Below are 18811 nucleotides of genomic sequence, written 5' to 3' on the forward strand. Positions count from 1 at the left end.
AGATTAAAATGGCCAAATTGCTCTTATTATTCTTGTTCCCCAAGGAGTAGTTAACATATCTGCTTCTACACCATCTTTTTTGTATAAAAGTTTTAGATTTGCAACCTGAGCAGAACTTATAGAGTTTTCAGGAGTTATATCATAAGGTCTTATAACTCCTGTTATTATTATCTCTTGTTTTTGACCATCAAGCAGAATCTCTTTTGTCCCTCTTATAAAATAATTTCCATTTTGATAAACCTCTTCTATGATTGCTGAAATATCTGTATCAAAATTCTCTTTTACTTCAGTTTTAACTTTTCCTTTATCGCTATCATTACTTTGAGTACCAAAGTTTACACCTAAATTTGCATTAAATTTATCAGTTGCGCTTCCCACAGTTCCACCAAGAGCATTACCACCCACTGCTGTAAACATTCCTCCACCAAAATCATTTTGTCTATTACTTGTTAGCTCTCTTTTGTTATCACTTTTTTGTTGAAGACCTTCACTTATCTTTACTTGAATAATATCTCCAATTTGTAAATCTTTTTTATCAGCAAATAGTGAACTTCCTTGAACCGAATAAAGAGAACCTTTATTTCTTTTAGGTTTTGGATTCTCTCTTGCTACTTGAAGTTCTGGTTTTGTGAACTCTATTTCTGGTTTTGAAACAGCACTACATGATATAAATATAAAAGGAATAAATGCATATAAAAAGTATTTAATCATTTAACTTTCCCTTTCAATATATTTTCTAAATCAATAACAACAACAATCTCTTTAAAACTTCTTTTTACTAAAGCAAAACTTCCATATCTTATTGTTATGGCATCTATATTTGTATTTGGTTTTAAAATATAAACTATTTTATTTTTATAAACTTTAATATCATTAATATATTTTTGCCCTATTAAATCAACTATTCTAGAACTCTCTTCTAATATAATAAATTCAATTTCTGCTTTTTGCTTTTCTAATCTCTCTTTCTCTAATTGAAGTAAAATCTCTTGCTCTTCTTGAGCTTTTAACTCTTCATTTTTTAAAAGTAATTTATTATAAAGACCAAAACCAACAGCAAATAAAATAAATAAAAGAGAAATTAATACTATTTTTTTAATAAGTAGCTCAATTTTTCTCTTTTTTTTAATTGCTAAAATCATATTTTATCTTATTATAAACTCTGTAAAAAATATATTGTTTACAATATTACCATTACTAGTTCTTGCATAATTCATAACACCATTTAATTCACTAACTAACTCATCTTTTAATATGTTTTTTCCAGCAACAGTTAGTAACTCATCACTACTTCTTGAGCTTACTTGTGTGATAACAATATCAGTGATTTCAGGAAGATGATTCTCAACTATTTGTTGAATAGTTGGTTCTGAACTTCTTATTGAAAAAGATAGTTTTAAAATTTTCTCTCTTCCTCTAGTGTCTGTTAAATTTAATACTAATTCAGTAACATCTGCTTTGAATTTTGCATCAGAACCAATAGAAGACTTCACATTTTCTACTTTTTCTTGATTTTCAGGACTGCTTACAGTTGAATTTGTTCCAATATTACTAAATAAAAAAAATGTTGCTACAGCCACTGCTACAATTAATAAAATTACAAACGCAATAAGAATTATTATTAAACCTTTGCCATCTGAAGATTTTTTAATCTCACCATTTTCTTCTGCCATACTACTCCCCTTTTATTTCATTTGTTTTAAAATTTTCTAGCATAAAAGTCAAAATTGAAGCACTCTCTACACTCAAAGACTTCATAATTACAGAAACATTTGACTCTTTTAATCTAATGATTATATCAAAAACTTCTTCAATTTTACCTTCTAATATCATCTGATCAAATACTAAAGCAGCTACTTTTGGCTTCATCTGTTCATAAATTTTTGTTGTTTTGCTAACAATTTGACCTCTAATCTCTTTTAATAACTCTTCATTTTGCTCTTTTATTAAATTTATACTATTTTTCTCATCTTTAATTTTTTTAAGAGTATCTTCAATCTCTTTTTTTCTTGCTAAATCCTCTTCTTCTCTTTTTTTATAAAATTGTGTTAAATCCTCTTTTAATTGAAGTATCTCTAATTTTTGTTTTGTTAAAGCACTACTATCTTCATTTGAAGATAAAAATATTGGAAATATTATTAATATTAAAAATCTCAAAACCAAAATTAACCCCTTATATATGAGCTTTGTATAAACTCTTCATTCTGTAGCATCTCATCGTGCATCTTAGCTTTTCTTCTCTCTTCTTTCTCTTCTTCTAAAATATACTTATACTGCTCACTCTCTTTTTGAAGTTCAATTATCTCCAAAAAGAGTGCTTCTACTTTTTTTAAAAGTTCATTTTTTCTTTTTATAAGTTTTGTTATTTCATATCTAATAGAATTTTTATGCATAGATAAAATCATAAAGTCTGATATTGATCCAAGCTTTTGAACAGTTGCTGTATTTATATCTTGTGTAAATTTTTCAACGCTCTCATCTATTTGATATATCTCTTGCTGTAAACTAGCTTTTTCTATAAGTTTTTGCTCTATTTGGCTCTTTTTCAAATTATAAAGTTTTTCTATCAAATTATTGCCCAAAAACCAAAATTAGATTCCATAAATCAGATGCAAATCCACCTATTTGTTCACCAATCCAAGGGAGAGTAAAAAGAATAAAAGCTGATACAATAATCATCTTAGGAACAAACGAGAGTGACGCATCATTTACTTGTGTTACGGCTGAAAATATAGAAATTATAAGCCCTATAATCATACTTACAATTAATGATGGAAGACCTATTAGTAATATAATTTTTACAGTATTTTGTGAAATTGCTAATAAATCCATACTACTCTTTTATTTTAATTGATAACTCTACACTCTTATTTTTCAAAAGTTTTGAAAGCAAAGCAGTCACATCATCAATATTTGAAGCATTTAAATCTATACTACTTGCTTGAAAATTATGATTTGAATCATTTGCATTACTTCCAACATCCAAAGATGAATCAGTCTCAACTTTTGAATTATCAAGTCCTAAAGCATCTAGCATATCAGCTTCACTAATACTATCTATATCTAAAAAATTATTCATACTTTTATCTTCCTTTTGGATACTTTGATTAAAATCTTCTTCTTTTGCAATATCATTTTGTGCAACATTATACTCTTTTTTGATTTGATTATCTTCTTGAGTCTCTTCTTTTAAATCAACTTCATTCGACTCTAAACTCTCTTCTAATTGTTTTTCAATATCTCCTAAAAATATCTCTTCTTGATTATTATCTTCATCTAAATCTTTAATATCAAAATTTGAATCTTCTTCAATATTAAAACTATTATCTAAAGAGTTTTCAGGTGTACTTATATAAATCTCCTCTTTGTTGTCATCAGGCAACTCTTCATTTTTATCTATATCTTCACTATCAATACTCTTTTTATCATCACTATCTAAAAGCATCTCATCAATTGAATTTAAATCAAAATCTTCATCTATTTTAAAATCATTCATATCAAAATCTTCAGAGATAAAACTATCTAAATTTAAAACATCTTCTTCATTTTTTATACTCTCAATAGCATCACTTTTATCAGTTAAAGAGTCCTTGTCATCATAATCTAGCTCTACATTATTCAAACCAAAATCTTCTTCAAAATTATCTGTGTGTTCATTTTTTATATTATCTTCTTTTTTTTCAATACCTACAATATCATTTTCTAAAAAAGCTTGGTTTGAATCTACATTTAAATCTTTTTCTAAAACTAAATTATCAAGATCATCTTCATTTATAATTTCACTATCACTAGGCTCTTTTTTAAGATTTAATCTCTCATATTTTCTTGCAATATAGTTTGGAATCTCTTCAAAAGAGTCAATAGATAACTCACTAACTCCACATTGAAGTAAAAACTCCTCTTCTATTGCATCTTTTGCTTTTAAAAATCCAAATTTAGACTTTTTGAATATTTTTTCATCATCAATTAAAAAAACATCATCTGGATTTGAGGCAATCTGCTCTTTCAAATCTTCTAAATTTAAAATTTCGGCAATAGATATATTTTGTAGTTTTTCATCTATTTTAGATTCACCTAAAATTCTGTTTATATCTTTTCTGAAATCATCTTTTCCATATATAAAAATATTCAAACTTATGCCCTAATAATTTAAAATTTTGCTTTGATTATACCTTTTTTTATTAAATTTTTGATAAAATGTAAACTTAAATTTTATAAAGGATTTATTTGAGAATTTTATTTTTTTCAATTTTACTTATTTCATCACTTTTTTGTCAAAAAATAAAAGATGTTTCAAATATTATAGGAATAAGAGAGAACCAACTAATAGGATATGGTCTTATCGTTGGACTTCCAGGAACTGGAGATAAATCTAAATTTACAATGCAAAGTCTTCAAAATCTACTTACAAACTCTTATATAAAAATTCCACAAGGCTCTATTAATTCAAAAAATATAGCTGCTGTTATGGTAACAGCAGATTTACCACCATTTGCAAGACAAGGTGATAAAATAAAAGTTACAATTTCAACTATTGGTGATTCAAAATCTATTGATTATGGTGAGCTTTTAATGACTCAATTAAAAGGGGTTGATGGAAATGTTTATGCAGTTGCTCAAGGAACTGTTGTAGCAAATGCAAATAATAAAACAACTGGATTTATTTATGAGGGTGCAACAGTTGAAGGAGAGATTGATTTTAATTTACAAGATGAAAAATCAATTCAACTAAGTCTTTATAAAAATTCAGCAAAAACTGCACACTTAATAGAGCAAAAAATAAATGAAAAATTTGAAAACAATATAGCAAAAGCTATAGATACAAGAACAATAGATGTTATAAAACCTTCTGATATGTCTATTGTAGAGTTTATAGCTTTAGTTGAAAATATAGAGCTAGAGACAAATGTGAAGAAAAAACTTATTATTGATATAAATAGAGAAGCTGTTATTGCTGGAGGTGATATTCCAATTACTCCAATTACTATATCAAGAGATAGTTTTACTCTTAGAATCGATAAAACAAATTTAGATGATGTAGATTGGAATAATCCTACAATTAACAAAGGTGTTGATGTAGGAGATGGTATAAAAATAGCAGATAAACCTGTGGTTGATATAAATAACTCTATGATAAATACAAAAAAAGATCCTACAGTTTCCGATTTGGTTCGTTCGATGAAAGTTATGAAACTTCCAATGAGTGAAATAATTGATACTCTTCAAATGCTTAAGCAAATGGGTGCTATTGATGTTGATATTGAATTAAGAGGTTAAATAATGGCAGAATTTTTAAGTCAAGATGAGATAGATGCTCTTTTAGATATTGCTGAGCAAGGTGATGATATTGATGGAACAAATCCTCTTGATAAGTTTGCAGCAAAAGAGAAAAGTTTTACTATTTATGATTTCAAAAAACCAAATAGAGTAACTCTTGATCAGTTAAAAGCTCTTACAACAATGCATGATAAAATGCTAAGAGAGTTTACAAATGATTTAAGCTCAATGCTTAGAAAAATGGTTGATGTTAAACTAATGTCAATTGAACAGATGACTTATGGAGAGTTTATCTTATCTATTCCACAAGTTACATCTTTAAGTACTCTTTCTATGAAACCACTTGATGGAAGAATTGTAATTGAGTGCAACCCTACAATTTCTCATAAAGTAATTGCAGATTTGCTTGGAAGTGGTGCTGTTAATACTATGGATAGTATTGATAGAGAACTTACAGAAATAGAGATAAAAATTTTAGAGCATTTTTATAGAATGTTTATAAAAATTTTATATAAAACTTGGAGTGATGTTTCTAGCTTAAATTTTAAAATTGAATCAAGTGATACAAATGCAAATGCAATTCAAATAGTTTCAGATCACGATATAGTTTTACTTGTTGTTTTTGAAATAACTATTGATGAGGATTCAGGATTTTTATCTATTTGCTATCCAATCTCTTATATTGAACCACTTTTAAATAAAATTGTTGACAAGATATTTAGTGAAGGTAAAAATACAAAACTAAGTAGAAAACAGGATATTAAAACTTTAATTTCAGGTGCTAGGATGAAAATTGAGCCAATTATGGCAGAAACAGAGATGAGCACTTTAGAGATTTTAAATCTTAAAGAGGGCGATATTATAGTATTTAATAAAAATGCCGAATCAAATGAGAGTATAGTTTATGTAAATAAAAAAGAGAAATTTTTAGCAAGTTGTGGTATTTCAAATAATAGAAAAGCAATAGAGCTATTATCAAATCTTGATAAAGAGAAACAAGAGACACTTGAAACATTAAGATTAATGAGGGAAGAGAGAGAACAAAAAGCAAAAGAGAATGCTGAAAATATTAAAAAACTTTTAAGTGAAAGAAAAAGCTCGAATCCAACAATAAGCTAAAAAAATTTAGCTTATTTTATAATCTCTTCAATACTCCAAGATATAGTTTTCCCAGCATACATAGGAACAACTTTCTCCTGTTTATACTCATAAATAGCTGGAACTATAAAATCTTTTTTAACTAATTTTATAGTTTTATCTTCTAAATCTAATCCATAAATTTTTTGTGCATTATTTGATACAAAATCATTTAAATTATCCAAAGCATTATGTTTTTCAAAAAGTTCAACTAAAACTTGTAAAGCAATAGGCGATGTGAAAACACCTGCTGCACAGCCACAACACTCTTTTTTATGTTTTGGATGAGGAGCACTATCACTTCCAAACATAAGTTTTGGATGTGCTTTTAAAGCTGCATTTAAAAGTGCTGTTCTATCTTCAGGTCTTTTTGCTATTGGTTTACAAAACAGATGCGGATCTAGCATTCCACCTGCTACATCATCTAAAGTTATTAATAGATGATGTAAAGTTACAGTTGCATATAAATTTGGATATTTATCCAATAGCTCAACTGCATCTTTTGTTGTAATATGTTCCATTATTATTTTTAGATTTGGAAAAGCAATAGCCAAACTCTCATAAATTGGCATAAACTCTTTTTCTCTATCCATTACAAAACCATTTGTCTCTCCATGAATACAAAGTGGAATGCCAAGGCGGCTCATATTTTCCAAAGTAGCTCTTAAAACTTCAATATCCATAGATGAAACTCCTGTTTCAGAGTTTGTAGTAATTCCTGCTGGATATAGTTTTATTCCAATTATCTCATCTTTAATATCTTCCAAAAATTCAAAACTATAGTTATTTTGAAAAAATAGTGTCATATATGGAGTAAAATTATCATCTTTACAAGACTCTAAAATTCTATTTTTATAAGATAATAAAGCCTCTTTTGAAGTAATTGGAGGAACTAAATTTGGCATTACTAAAGCACCACTAAAACTATTTGAAGTTAGTGGGGCAACTAACTTCAACATATCATTATCTCTTAGATGAAGATGCATATCCAAAGGTTTATTTAAAACAAATACTTTACTCATTAAATAGCTTCCTCATCTTCTTCACCTGTTCTAACTCTTATAATTTTTTCAATTGGTGAAACAAATATTTTACCATCTCCAATTTTACCTGTTTTTGCAGCATCAATTATAGCAGTTGTTATACGCTCAACATCTTCATCTGCAACAATTAACTCTATTTTGATTTTTGGTAAAAAATCAACAACATACTCAGCTCCTCTATAAAGCTCACTGTGACCCTGCTGTCTTCCATAGCCTTTTGCATCAGATACAGTCATACCAGCAACTCCAACTTTTGCTAAGGCCTCTTTTACATCCTCAAATTTAAATGGTTTGATTATAGCTTCTACTCTTTTCAATATTAATCCTTTTTTTAGTTCAATTATTTTAACGAAATTTTATTAAACTAATATTATTAAAATGCTCGTTTAAATTCTGGATATGCTTCCATTCCGCACTCTTCAACATCAAGCTGTCGCTGGGATCATCAACCCTTAGTTTATCAAACATAAAAATGATTAATCTCATTGCAAAAAATGCCTAAAGTGTGTCAATAATGAAGGGTAAAGAATCCATATGTTTGTCTTTTTTTAAATATAAATTAACTTTAAAATTACTTATATTACTATATAATTTAGACTTAATTTTAAACAATAGGAATGATATGCTAGAATTTTTATCTAATTTTAATAGATATTCAGATGAAGATTTTATTAAAGAGCTACTCAATCCAAATGTAAATAAAGAGAATCTAGATAAGATTTACAAAAAATCAGATATTAACTTAAACAAACTATTTGTTGATGATGAACCAATACTAATAGTTTGTCTTAAAAAAAATCTTTTAAACAGCGCCTTATGGTTAATTCAAAATGGTATCAATACTGAATTAAAAAATAGTTTAGATGAAACAGCAATATTTTATGCAATCTATAGTGATGATAAAGAGATAATAGAATCACTTTTGAAAAAAAATGCAAATATAGATCATCTTAATAAAAATAAAAGAACTGCTCTTCAAGAGTCTATTTTTAATGCTAATAGCAAAATAACTAGATTTTTATTAAAAAAAACAATATCTTTAAAAAATAGTGATATAAATGGAAATAATGTTTTATTTGATGCTGTAAATAGTGGTAATTTAGTATTAATTGAAGAGATTTTAAAACTTGAAAAAATAGATTTAAATCATAAAAATAAAGAGCAAAATAGTGTAATACATCTTTGTAATGCTTTAGAAAACTTAGAGATTGGAAGCTTATTAATAGATTATGGTGCTAATCCTGTTGGACAAAATAGTAATGGAATAAGTTATATTTTTCATATTGCAACAAAAGGTGAAAAAGCCTATAAGATTTTAAAAAAAATAGAAGAAAAAGGGTATGACTTAAATTTAAAAAATAGTGACGGTAAAAATATATTAATGTATGCAATAGAGTTTTTACAAACTATTAAAGATAATGAAAGTATAGAATCTCAAGTAAATTTAATAAAAAGAATGTTTCAACTAAATATAGATAAAGATAGTTTAAATAGTGAATCAGAGACATTAATTTTTGAAATAGCAAGAAGTGAAAATATAGATTTAATAAATTTTGTTTTTAATAATTTAGAGAAGCAAAATCTAAATAAACAGAATAAAAAAGGATTAACTCCACTATTTTTCCTAATTTTTGGTGCTTATAAAAATATTAATCAAATAGAGTTGTTTATTGAAAATGGTGCAAATATTAACTATAAAAATAGATATAATCTAGGAGTTGCTGAAATTTTAATCAACTCTATTTTATATTTTGAAAATAACAAAAATATAGATGAAAATATAAAAAAATATTTAGATGAAGAGTATGATTATAAAACTCTTTTAAAAATATTTATAGAAAAATATGATTTAAATTTAGATGATTTGGACTCAAAAGATGAGCCGCTATTTTTCTCTTCAATTTTAAATTTTAATTTTCCTCTATTTAAAATTTTAAGATTATCAAAAATAGATTTTAATAAAAAAGATAGCCAAGAAAATACAATTTTACATAAATTAGTTATGAAAAATTGTTCAAACAATCAAAAATGTATAGATACAGTTGAAAAAATTATAATAACTTTAATTAAAATTGGTATAAATATTGATGAAAAAAATAGTGATGGTCTAACAGCTTTGTCAATTTGTATGATAAATAAAAAAGATAATTTAGTAAAACTTCTTATTGAAAATGGTGCTTCTGTAAATGTATTAGATAAAAGTGGTAAAACTTTAATTCATACAGCAATATTTAATGATGCAGAAAAATATATCGATTTAATACATAAAAAAGATAGTGAAATTTTAAATATAAGAGATAACTTTGGAGTTACGGCTTTAAATTATTGTGCATTTATGGGTAAAATTGATTTAGCTTTAAAACTAATTTCACTTGGAGCAAAGATAGAAAATGATACGCCCAAATCTATTAAAATTTTAGAATATTTAAAGAAATTTCATAAAAATATCCTTGCAATAAATTTTAAAATAACAGACACAAAAGAGAAAGTTGCACTTAGTAAATTAGCATCTAATATGATTGTTGAATTTAATATAGATATATCAAAAAGATAGATAATATTAAACTATTTTCTCTTTTCTAGTAGATTTTTTGCACATACTCTATCCTTATATTAAAGTTTGCTAAGCTTTATTAGATTTTCGATAAAATAAAATAAAAAAAGGATTTTTAATGGAAATAAGTCTATTTCTAAGTTTTCTAGGATTTTTCTTCACAGCTCTTATTTTAATGGTTGCATTTCTTTATCTTTATGCAATCGTTACTCCATATGATGATTACAAACTTATATTTGAAGAGAAAAATGTTGCAGCGGCTTTAGGCTTTGCAGGTGCAATTATTGGTGTTTCAATACCTTTATATAGTGCTTTATCAAACTCTATATCATATATAGATTTTGCTATTTGGGGAGTTGTTGCTATTGTTATTCAACTTATTTTTGCCTTTATTGTTACAAGAGTAGATGGTAAATTCTCATTTACAGAAAAAATCTCTCAAGGTGTTATTCCTGTTGGAATATTAATGGCTGGTTTATCAATCTCTATTGGTTTGTTAAATGCAGGTTCAATGAGTTACTAAAACTCATTGATTCTAAAGTAAAAAATCTTTTATTAAAAAAATAGCTACAAAAACAAAGATAATATAAAAAATATTAACTTTTAAATATCTAATCAAAACAAATCCACAAATTACAACTAAGATATCAAATAAAGAGTAAATTGCACTTGGAATAATTGTGTTTATTAATGTTGCAAATAATAAAGCTACAACACCAGAATTTATTGCTTTTATAACTCTTGATAACTTCTCATTTTGTGAAAAGCTTTCATAACTTTTATAAAAAGTAAGTATTAGTAAAAAACCACCTAAAAATATTCCAAAAGTTGCAATAATTGCTCCTAAAAGTGGACTTTGCTTTATAATATCAGCTCCTAAATAGGTTGCTATTGTAAACATAGGACCACTTACTGTTTGAGCAAGAGAGTATGCAATTAAAAATGTATCATTTATAACTTTTTCACCTAAACTCTCTTGCAATAGTGGTAAAACAACATGACCACCACCAAAAACTAAGCTACCACTTTTATAAAAATTAAAAAATAGATTTATTAGCTCATTTTTGAATTCAAATGTAAAAGCTAAAAATAGAAGAGCTAAAAATATGAATAATATGAAAAGATTTGGAGAGAGAATTTTTTTCTTAGTTTTAACTTCACTTTTAATAAACAAAAAACCAAAAACTGCACATAAAACTAAAACAAAGATTTGATTAAAAAATGAGCTAAAAAAGATAAGTAAAATAGATGCAAAAAAGAAGATAGATATTGTAATTTTATCTTTACAAAAGCTTTTAAACATACTAATCGTTGCATCAAGTACAACTACAACTGCAAAAAGTTTTAATCCATAAATAGTAGAATTTATATAAGCACTATCATTTTGAAATATTTCAAAATACCAAATAAAATATAAAAAGATAAATGATGGAAGAGTAAAAGCTATAAAAGCCAAAATTGCTCCCCAAATACCACCTCTTTTTAATCCTATTGTAAATCCAACTTGTGAAGAGCTAGGTCCTGGTAAGAATTGGCTAAGAGCTACAATTTTTGTGTAACTCTCATCATCAAGCCATTTTAGTTTATCTACAAAAGTTTTTTTAAAGTAAGCTATATGAGCTATTGGTCCACCAAAACTAAAAACTCCTAATATTAGAAATCTGTAAAAAATATCTATTAAATTTGACATAATTTATTTTGATAAAATCTTTACAATTTCATCAACACTTAGCAATTTTCCAACTGATTTAACTTCACCATCAACTACAAGTGCTGGAGTACTCATAACACCATAGTTCATAATCTCAACTATATCTTCTACTTTTTTAACTTCATGAAATCCACCAATTTTTGAAACTGCTTGTTTTGTTGCAACTTCCAAAGCCTTACATTTTGTACAACCTGTTCCTAAAATCTCTATTTTCATCTATTATCCTTTTTTTTAATATTATAAAACTGCATTAAAGAAAAATCCTGTTAAAAGTATGGCAAAGCCAACAACTGTAAAAAAGATTGCTATTAGCTTCAAGCTTAAAACTCTTTTTAAAATCAAAGCTTCTGGAAGACTTAAAGCCACAACTGCCATCATAAATGATAGTGCCGTTCCAATTAGCATCCCTTTTTGTGTTAAAACCTCTACAAGTGGTAAAATACCAGCTGCATTTGAATACATAGGAATTCCCATAACAACTGCAACTATTGGTGCATACCAAACATCTCCACCTGCATATTTACTTATAAATTCAGTTGGAATATATCCATGAATAAATGCTCCAATTGCAATACCAACAATTACATACAGATATATTTTTAGAAATATATCTTTTGTATATTCCCACGACTCTTTTAATCTTGAAGATATTAAAGTTCTATCTTCATTTGAATTTCCACAGCAACTATTTATTGGTTTTACCTCTATTAAAACCTCTTTTTCTAAATTCATAGCTCCTATTATTAACCCTGCAACAATTGCTATTAACAGAGCAAAACCTATATAAAAAAGAGTAGTTTTCCAACCAAAAAGTGAAAACAACAGTGCAATTACAACAGCATCACTAAGTGGTGCTGAAATTAGATATGAAAAAGTAACACCCAAAGGAATTCTAGCTTGTAAAAAACCCAAAAATAGTGGAATTGCACTACAAGAACAAAAAGGTGTTAACATTCCAAAAAAAGCTGCAAAAATATGTCCAAAAATTTTATGTTTTCCAACTAAATAATCTCTTATCTTCTCAACTGGAAAATAACTTCTTAAAAATGTAACTAAAAAAATAATTGTAATTAAGAGTATAAATATTTTTATTGTGTCATAAATAAAAAAGTGTAAAGCTTCACCTAGGTGGCTTCCTTTTTCAAATCCTAAAGTATCAAATACAAACATAAAACTTAAATTAACTAACCAATCAAACATATAATTTATCCTTTAAATTGCTAAAAGCACTATAAATAAAACAGGTGGTGTGATAATCAAACCAAATTTACTGTATTGTGCAAATGATATTTTCACACCTTTTTTTGCTAAAACATGCAACCATAATAGCGTAGCAAGGCTACCAAATGGTGTCATTTTTGGTCCAAGATTACATCCAACAATATTTGCATAAATCATAGCTTGATTTTGTATATCATTTAAAGCTATATCCATAATCATAATTGTTGGCATATTATTCATAATAGCACTTAAAAATGCAGCTATAAAACCTGTTCCTAAAACTGCAATTGTCTCACCTCTTAAGCTTAAATCTTTTAAAATAATAGTTAAATAATCAGTTAATCCTGCATTTTTTAGACCATAAACAACTATATAAAGCCCTATACTAAACCACACAACTTGCCAAGGCGCTTCTTTTATAATTTTTATAGGTTCAACAGATTTTGAAATAGTTGCAATAATTAAAAATATAGTTGCTCCACCTAATGCAAAAATTGAAATAGGTAAATCATAAATATCTCCTAAAAAATAGGCACATAAAAGAAATGCTAAAAATACCCATGAAAAATAGAAGAGTTTCATATTTTTTATAACACTTTTTGGCTCTTTTAATAAAGTTATATCAACCGTTTTTGGAATATCTTTTCTCAAAATTAGCCATAAAAAAATAATAGAGGCAATAACACTTACAATAAATGGAATTATCATATCAAAAAAGTATTGAGCAAATCCTATACTAAAATAGTTTGCAGTTACTATGTTTGTAAGATTTGAAAATACAAAAGGTAGTGATGCACTATCGCTTATAAATCCACCTGCTAGTAAAAAAGCAATAATTGTCTTTAGATTCAGTTGCAATATTCTCATTTTTGCGAGCAATATTGGAGTTAAAATAAGTGCTGCTCCATCATTTGCAAAAAGTGCTGAAACGAATGCTCCAAGTAAAATAGAGTAGATAAACATTTTTAATCCACTACCATTTGAAAACTTTGCCATTTTCAAAGCTGCCCACTCAAAAAAACCAATCTCATCTAAAACTAAAGATAAAATAATAATTCCAATAAATGCTAAAGTTGCATCCCAAACTATATTTGTAACATCTAAAACATCACTAAAAGTTACAACTCCAAATATAAGTGCTATAAAAGCTCCAAAAATAGCACTCGTTCCAATTTGAATATTTTTTGGCTGAACAATTACAAAAGTTAAAGTTATAATAAATATTAAACTAGCAATTAGCATATATCACACTCTTTTTTTAAAATTGGAATATCAAGTTGTAAATAACTTATCTCTTTTAAAATAGATTCTCTAAAAATATCCAAAGGTGCTCTAATGCTATAATAAGCCCATCGACCTTTTCTATCTACTTTTAAAAACCCTGCATCTTTTAAAATTTTAAGATGTCTTGATACCCTTGATTGTATCATTGAAAAAGAGTTTTCAATATCACAAACACAAACTTCACCATGAATATTTATAAAATTTAATATCTTAACTCTAGTTTCATCATTTATAGCACCTATTATTTGTAAAAAATTATCCATATTTTATCTTCTATTTTAAAGCTTCAACTACTTTGGGTAAAAGTATCTCTTCTATTTGTTTATATGTAGCTTCAAATGCTTCAAAACCTTTTCCATCTGGATCTTCAAACCCTACATGAATAACTTTTACAGCTTTTGGAAACATCGGACAAGTTTCGTTTGCATGGTCACAAACTGTTACAACTAAATCATACTCATTCTCTATTACTTTATCTATTGTTTTTGAGTGGTACTTACTTTGCCAAATTCCTTTATCTTCTAAAAGCTTTTTAGCATTTAAATTTACTCTTCCACTTGCTTTTACACCTGAAGAATCAGCACTAATTCCATCTAACTTTGCATTTATTAAGGCTTCAGCAATAATACTTCTACAAGAGTTTCCTGTACATAAAATTAAAACTTTTTTGCTCATTTTTTATCCTTTATTTAAAAAAAAGAATATTATCATATTAAATATTATATATCAAGATATATTGATATGTTATATTTAAAAAAGAGAAAATAGAAATATCTATCTTCTCATCTTTATATTTTACTTATTTTTTAAAGTCAGCTACTATTTTTGCTTTTAATTTATCGATTGTAAATCCGAACTCTTCAAAAAGTTGATCAGCTGGTCCACTTGCTCCAAATGTATCCATTCCAAATACAACATCTGCATATTTATAATACTCTAAAGCTCTTGAGGCTTCAACAGCATAAACTCTTGTTTTTGGATCAATAATTTTATTTATATAATCTTCACTTTGCTCTAAAAGTAAATCAAAACAAGGAACAGAAACTATATTTGCAATAATTCCCTCTTTCTCTAAGGCACAAGCTGTTTGAAGAGCAAGCATAACTTCACTTCCACTTGCCATTATTGTAATATTTGCATTTTCTCTTTGTTTTAATAAATACCCACCATTAGATACATCTCCATAGGCTTTTTCATCTTTTAACACTTTTAAGCCTTGTCTTGAACATACAAAGGCTGTTGGAGCTTTCATTTTAAGTGCTACTTTCCAAGACTCTACATTTTCAGTTGCATCAGCTGGTCTGAATGTATAGAAATTTGGTAGTGCTCTAAATTGCCCTAAATGCTCAATTGGTTGATGAGTTGGTCCATCTTCTCCAACTCCAATACTATCATGTGTCCAAATAAAGTGCTGTGGAATAGAGGCTAATGCTGCTATTCTTGCACTAGGTTTTAAATAATCACTAAATACAAAAAATGTTGCACTATAAACTCTAAACAATCCATATAAGTTCATAGCATTTGTAATAGCTGCCATAGCGTGCTCTTTTATTCCAAAGTGAATGTTTTTTCCATTTGGAAAATCACCCATTCCTTTTAACTCAGTTTTATTTGATGGTGCTAGATCAGCACTTCCACCTAAAAATCCTGGAATTGCACTTGCAATTGCATTTAAAATCTTATGATTTGAATCTCTTGTAGCAACACTTGAATCTGCTTCAAAAGTAGGATAAACAATTTTTGAAAAATCTGGATTCTTTAACTCTTCAATTTTTTGTTTAATCTCTTTACTTAAAGATTCACTCCACTCATTTTGAGCTGTACTTCCAACTATTAATTTATCAAAAGCACCTTTTACATCAGCAGCTACAAAGAACTCCTCATCTGGATTAAATCCAGCTTTAATTTTTGCTTGTTTTATCTCATCAACTCCAAGAGGTGCTCCGTGAGAATTTGCACTTCCTTCAAGAGTAACAGAACCTTTTGCAATAACTGTTTTAGCAATAATTAAAACAGGTTGTGTTGCAGATTTTGCAGAAATTAAAGCTTTATCAATTTGATCAAAATTGTGTCCATCAATCTCTATAACTTCAAAATCAATCGCTTGAAATCTTTTTTTAACATTTTCACTCCAAGCAATACTTGTATCACCCTCAATTGTTATACTATTTGAGTCATAAATTATTACAAGATTATCAAGTTTTAGGTGACCTGCAGTTGCAGTTGCTTCATAAGAGATTCCCTCTTGCAAATCTCCATCTCCACAAAGACAATAAACTTTATGATTTATTGCATCTTTTCCTAATAAATTTTGTGCATATTTTCCTGCCATAGCAAATCCAACAGCATTTGCAATACCTTGACCAAGTGGTCCTGTTGTGATTTCAATTCCATGAGTATGTCCATATTCAGGATGCCCTGGAGTTTTTGAATTTAATTGTCTAAAATTTTTTAAATCATTTATAGATACATTAAATCCCCAAAGATGAAGTAGTGAATATACAAGTCCAGTTGCATGGCCACCACTAAACACTAATCTATCTCTATTTATCCATTTTTCATCGGCTGGATTTATATTTAAATGTTTACTTAAAACTGTTGCAATATCTGCCATTCCCATAGGAGCTCCAGGATGTCCTGAATTTGCTCTTTGTACCATATCAGCAGCTAAAAATCTAATAGTATCTGCTTGTTTTTGTAGTAGTTGTTTTGACATAATTATCCTATATTCTAATGTTTTTTTGAAATTTTAAATGATTATATCTAAACTATGTTTAAGATATTTTCTCTAACTTTTTTTAAAAATTTGTAAATTTAAGCAAGAATGTTGATATAATCTAAAATTCTTGTTAAAAAAGAGAGTTTATATGAAATTTTTAATTTATACAATTTTACTTTCTACAATACTATTTTCAAATAGTATTAATCTTACTAAAGAAGAAGAAGATTTTATAAAAGATAAAACTTTTAAAATATCTATTACTACAAATTGGGAACCTTTTAGTTTTAAAGAGAAATCAGATGAACCCATGGGAATATCTTATGAGTATTGGAAACTAATTGTTGAGAAATTAAATCTTAAAACCCAAAATATATTTTTTACAAATTTCAATAAACAACTATTTAGTATTAAACAAAAAGAGAGTGATATTATTTTTAGTGCTGGAGAGACTTCACAAAGAAAAGATTATGCTCTTTTTTCAAATAAATATTTAACACTTCCAATCTCTATTGTTACAAAAAAAGATGAAAATTTTATAGAAAACATATATGAGATATTTGATAAAAAAATTGCTGTAGGAGAGAGTTTTACAGCTCATAATCTTCTAAAAGAGAAATATCCAAACCTTAGTTTAATTCCAGTAGCTAGCGTAAAAGAGGGTTTAGAACTAGTTTCAAAAGATAAAGTTTTTGCATTTATTGATATAAAACCTGTATTAAACTTCAATATAGCTAAATATGATTTTAAAGATTTAAAAATAACTGGAAATAGTGGTTTAGATTATGAACTTAAATTTATGATAAGAGATGATTATGAAATTTTAGTTCCAATCTTAAATAAAGCAATTGATACAATAGATGAATCTTCTGTATTAGATATTGTAAATAGATGGAATAATGTACAATTTCAAACTAATTTTGACTATACAGCTATTTGGTTTCTCTTAGCTGCTATATTTTTAATATCTTTTGCATTTTTATATAGAAACTATATTTTAAAAAAATTAAATAAAAAACTAAAAAAATTGGTTAATGAAAAAACAAAATCTCTTCATGAAATAAATAAAAATCTTGAAATTCTTGTTGAAAAAAAGAGTAGAGATTTGATTCAAAAAGAGAATCTTTTAAATCATCAAGCAAAAATGGCAGCGATGGGTGAAATGCTTGAAAACATTGCTCATCAATGGAGACAACCACTATCTGTAATCTCAACAATGGCAACATCTTTAAAACTAAAGCAAGAGATGAAAATTTTAGAGGATAAAGAGTTTTTTCAATCATTAGATATTATAAACAATGCTTCTCAACACCTTTCAAATACAATAGATGATTTTAGAAATTTTTTCTCATCTGAAAAAGAGATTAATAAGTTTTTAATATCAAATACCATAAAAAAATCAATTTTACTTCTAAAAAGTAGCATAGATAAACACAATATAACTATAGTAGAAGATATTGAAGATAGTCAATTACTAAGCTATGAAAGTGAATTGATGCAAGTAATTTTAAATATAATTTCAAATTCAATTGATATTTTAAAAGATAAAAATATAGACTCAAGATATATATATTTTAAAACTAAGATTGTAGACAATAATCTCATTATTACAATTTTTGATAGCGGTGGTGGAATAGATAAAAAGATTTTAAACAGGGTTTTTGAACCATATTTTACAACAAAACACAAGAGCCAAGGAACTGGAATTGGTCTTTATATGTCACTACAAATTGTTACAAAACATCTAAATGGAAAAATATTTGTAAAAAATAGTAGTTTCTTGCAAAATGGTGTTGAATATTTTGGTGCAGAATTTTCTATAACTATACCAATATCTATTGATAGCTAGGTTTATTAAAAAATTT

General features: G+C 26.9%; 21 protein-coding genes. 5 read left to right on the plus strand and 16 right to left on the minus strand.

All coding sequences use genetic code 11. The annotated features are described in order from the left end of the window. Positions 1 to 3: 3 nt before the first annotated feature. Genes CRU94_RS02535 through CRU94_RS02565 form a run of 7 tightly spaced genes read right to left on the minus strand, consistent with a single transcriptional unit; the run spans position 4 to position 4132 of the window. On the minus strand, positions 4 to 711 hold the full coding sequence (locus tag CRU94_RS02535) for a flagellar basal body L-ring protein FlgH (RefSeq protein WP_129105250.1): 708 nt from the start codon (positions 709 to 711) through the stop codon (positions 4 to 6). After that, entirely contained in the window at positions 708 to 1142 is a 435-nt protein-coding gene (locus CRU94_RS02540) for a hypothetical protein (RefSeq protein WP_129105251.1), read from the minus strand. Before CRU94_RS02540 ends, CRU94_RS02535 begins: the two co-directional genes overlap by 4 nt. A gap of 3 nt (positions 1143 to 1145) precedes the next feature. Then, positions 1146 to 1673: a flagellar basal body-associated FliL family protein gene (locus tag CRU94_RS02545; protein ID WP_129105252.1), complete on the minus strand. Its 528-nt coding sequence runs from the start codon at positions 1671 to 1673 to the stop codon at positions 1146 to 1148. 1 nt (position 1674) lies between these two features. Beyond that, complete coding sequence (locus CRU94_RS02550; RefSeq protein WP_258237365.1) at positions 1675 to 2157, minus strand: hypothetical protein; 483 nt, start codon at positions 2155 to 2157, stop codon at positions 1675 to 1677. Positions 2158 to 2165: 8 nt separating this feature from the next. Then, a complete protein-coding gene (locus CRU94_RS02555; RefSeq protein WP_129105254.1) occupies positions 2166 to 2570 on the minus strand; it encodes a hypothetical protein in 405 nt (134 codons plus the stop codon). Position 2571: 1 nt separating this feature from the next. Continuing rightward, positions 2572 to 2832: a flagellar biosynthetic protein FliQ gene (locus CRU94_RS02560; protein WP_129105255.1), complete on the minus strand. Its 261-nt coding sequence runs from the start codon at positions 2830 to 2832 to the stop codon at positions 2572 to 2574. 1 nt (position 2833) lies between these two features. Further along, positions 2834 to 4132, minus strand: coding sequence for a hypothetical protein (locus tag CRU94_RS02565; RefSeq protein WP_129105256.1), 1299 nt, complete (start codon positions 4130 to 4132; stop codon positions 2834 to 2836). A 95-nt stretch (positions 4133 to 4227) separates the two neighbouring features. Between CRU94_RS02565 and CRU94_RS02570 the strand changes: the two genes are divergently transcribed. Next, positions 4228 to 5277: a flagellar basal body P-ring protein FlgI gene (locus CRU94_RS02570; RefSeq protein WP_129105257.1), complete on the plus strand. Its 1050-nt coding sequence runs from the start codon at positions 4228 to 4230 to the stop codon at positions 5275 to 5277. Positions 5278 to 5280: 3 nt separating this feature from the next. Then, positions 5281 to 6396 carry a flagellar motor switch protein FliM gene (gene fliM, locus CRU94_RS02575; protein WP_066352873.1) on the plus strand — a complete coding sequence of 372 codons (1116 nt, stop codon included), beginning with the start codon at positions 5281 to 5283 and terminating at the stop codon, positions 6394 to 6396. An 11-nt stretch (positions 6397 to 6407) separates the two neighbouring features. On the opposite strand, the gene pyrC is transcribed toward fliM, so the two are convergent. Continuing rightward, the gene (gene pyrC, locus CRU94_RS02580) at positions 6408 to 7436 is read right to left on the minus strand and encodes a dihydroorotase (RefSeq protein WP_129105258.1); all 1029 of its coding nucleotides are present in this window, start codon (positions 7434 to 7436) and stop codon (positions 6408 to 6410) included. Next, on the minus strand, positions 7436 to 7774 hold the full coding sequence (locus tag CRU94_RS02585; protein WP_129105259.1) for a P-II family nitrogen regulator: 339 nt from the start codon (positions 7772 to 7774) through the stop codon (positions 7436 to 7438). The genes pyrC and CRU94_RS02585 overlap by 1 nt, the downstream gene beginning before the upstream one ends. A gap of 305 nt (positions 7775 to 8079) precedes the next feature. Here CRU94_RS02585 and CRU94_RS02590 point away from each other — a divergent pair, with 305 nt between their 5' ends. Both CRU94_RS02590 and CRU94_RS02595 read left to right on the plus strand, forming a co-directional pair. Next, positions 8080 to 10011 (plus strand): ankyrin repeat domain-containing protein, encoded by a 1932-nt coding sequence (locus tag CRU94_RS02590; RefSeq protein WP_164966552.1) that lies wholly within the window; start codon positions 8080 to 8082, stop codon positions 10009 to 10011. Positions 10012 to 10129: 118 nt separating this feature from the next. Then, positions 10130 to 10534: a DUF350 domain-containing protein gene (locus tag CRU94_RS02595; protein WP_129105261.1), complete on the plus strand. Its 405-nt coding sequence runs from the start codon at positions 10130 to 10132 to the stop codon at positions 10532 to 10534. A 12-nt stretch (positions 10535 to 10546) separates the two neighbouring features. Here CRU94_RS02595 and chrA read toward each other — a convergent pair whose 3' ends face one another. The 7 genes from chrA to tkt all read right to left on the minus strand — a co-directional run bounded on the left by chrA (position 10547) and on the right by tkt (position 16943). Next, positions 10547 to 11701, minus strand: a complete 1155-nt coding sequence (chrA, locus tag CRU94_RS02600) for a chromate efflux transporter (protein WP_129105262.1) — start codon at positions 11699 to 11701, stop codon at positions 10547 to 10549. A gap of 3 nt (positions 11702 to 11704) precedes the next feature. Then, positions 11705 to 11938, minus strand: a complete 234-nt coding sequence (locus CRU94_RS02605) for a thioredoxin family protein (protein ID WP_129105263.1) — start codon at positions 11936 to 11938, stop codon at positions 11705 to 11707. Between the two features lie 21 nt (positions 11939 to 11959). Next, a complete protein-coding gene (locus CRU94_RS02610; protein WP_129105264.1) occupies positions 11960 to 12922 on the minus strand; it encodes a permease in 963 nt (320 codons plus the stop codon). A gap of 12 nt (positions 12923 to 12934) precedes the next feature. Then, the gene (locus CRU94_RS02615; protein WP_129105265.1) at positions 12935 to 14185 is read right to left on the minus strand and encodes an arsenic transporter; all 1251 of its coding nucleotides are present in this window, start codon (positions 14183 to 14185) and stop codon (positions 12935 to 12937) included. Continuing rightward, entirely contained in the window at positions 14179 to 14490 is a 312-nt protein-coding gene (locus CRU94_RS02620) for an ArsR/SmtB family transcription factor (RefSeq protein WP_129105266.1), read from the minus strand. The genes CRU94_RS02615 and CRU94_RS02620 overlap by 7 nt, the downstream gene beginning before the upstream one ends. A 10-nt stretch (positions 14491 to 14500) precedes the next feature. Next, positions 14501 to 14902: an arsenate reductase ArsC gene (locus CRU94_RS02625; RefSeq protein WP_129105267.1), complete on the minus strand. Its 402-nt coding sequence runs from the start codon at positions 14900 to 14902 to the stop codon at positions 14501 to 14503. Positions 14903 to 15026: 124 nt separating this feature from the next. Then, positions 15027 to 16943, minus strand: coding sequence for a transketolase (gene tkt / locus CRU94_RS02630; protein ID WP_129105268.1), 1917 nt, complete (start codon positions 16941 to 16943; stop codon positions 15027 to 15029). Positions 16944 to 17094: 151 nt separating this feature from the next. Between tkt and CRU94_RS02635 the strand changes: the two genes are divergently transcribed. Beyond that, positions 17095 to 18795, plus strand: a complete 1701-nt coding sequence (locus tag CRU94_RS02635) for a transporter substrate-binding domain-containing protein (RefSeq protein WP_129105269.1) — start codon at positions 17095 to 17097, stop codon at positions 18793 to 18795. The last annotated feature ends 16 nt before the right edge of the window (positions 18796 to 18811 follow it).

Origin of the sequence: Arcobacter sp. AHV-9/2010 (assembly GCF_004116575.1) — a bacterium.
Classification (GTDB): domain Bacteria; phylum Campylobacterota; class Campylobacteria; order Campylobacterales; family Arcobacteraceae; genus Aliarcobacter; species Aliarcobacter skirrowii.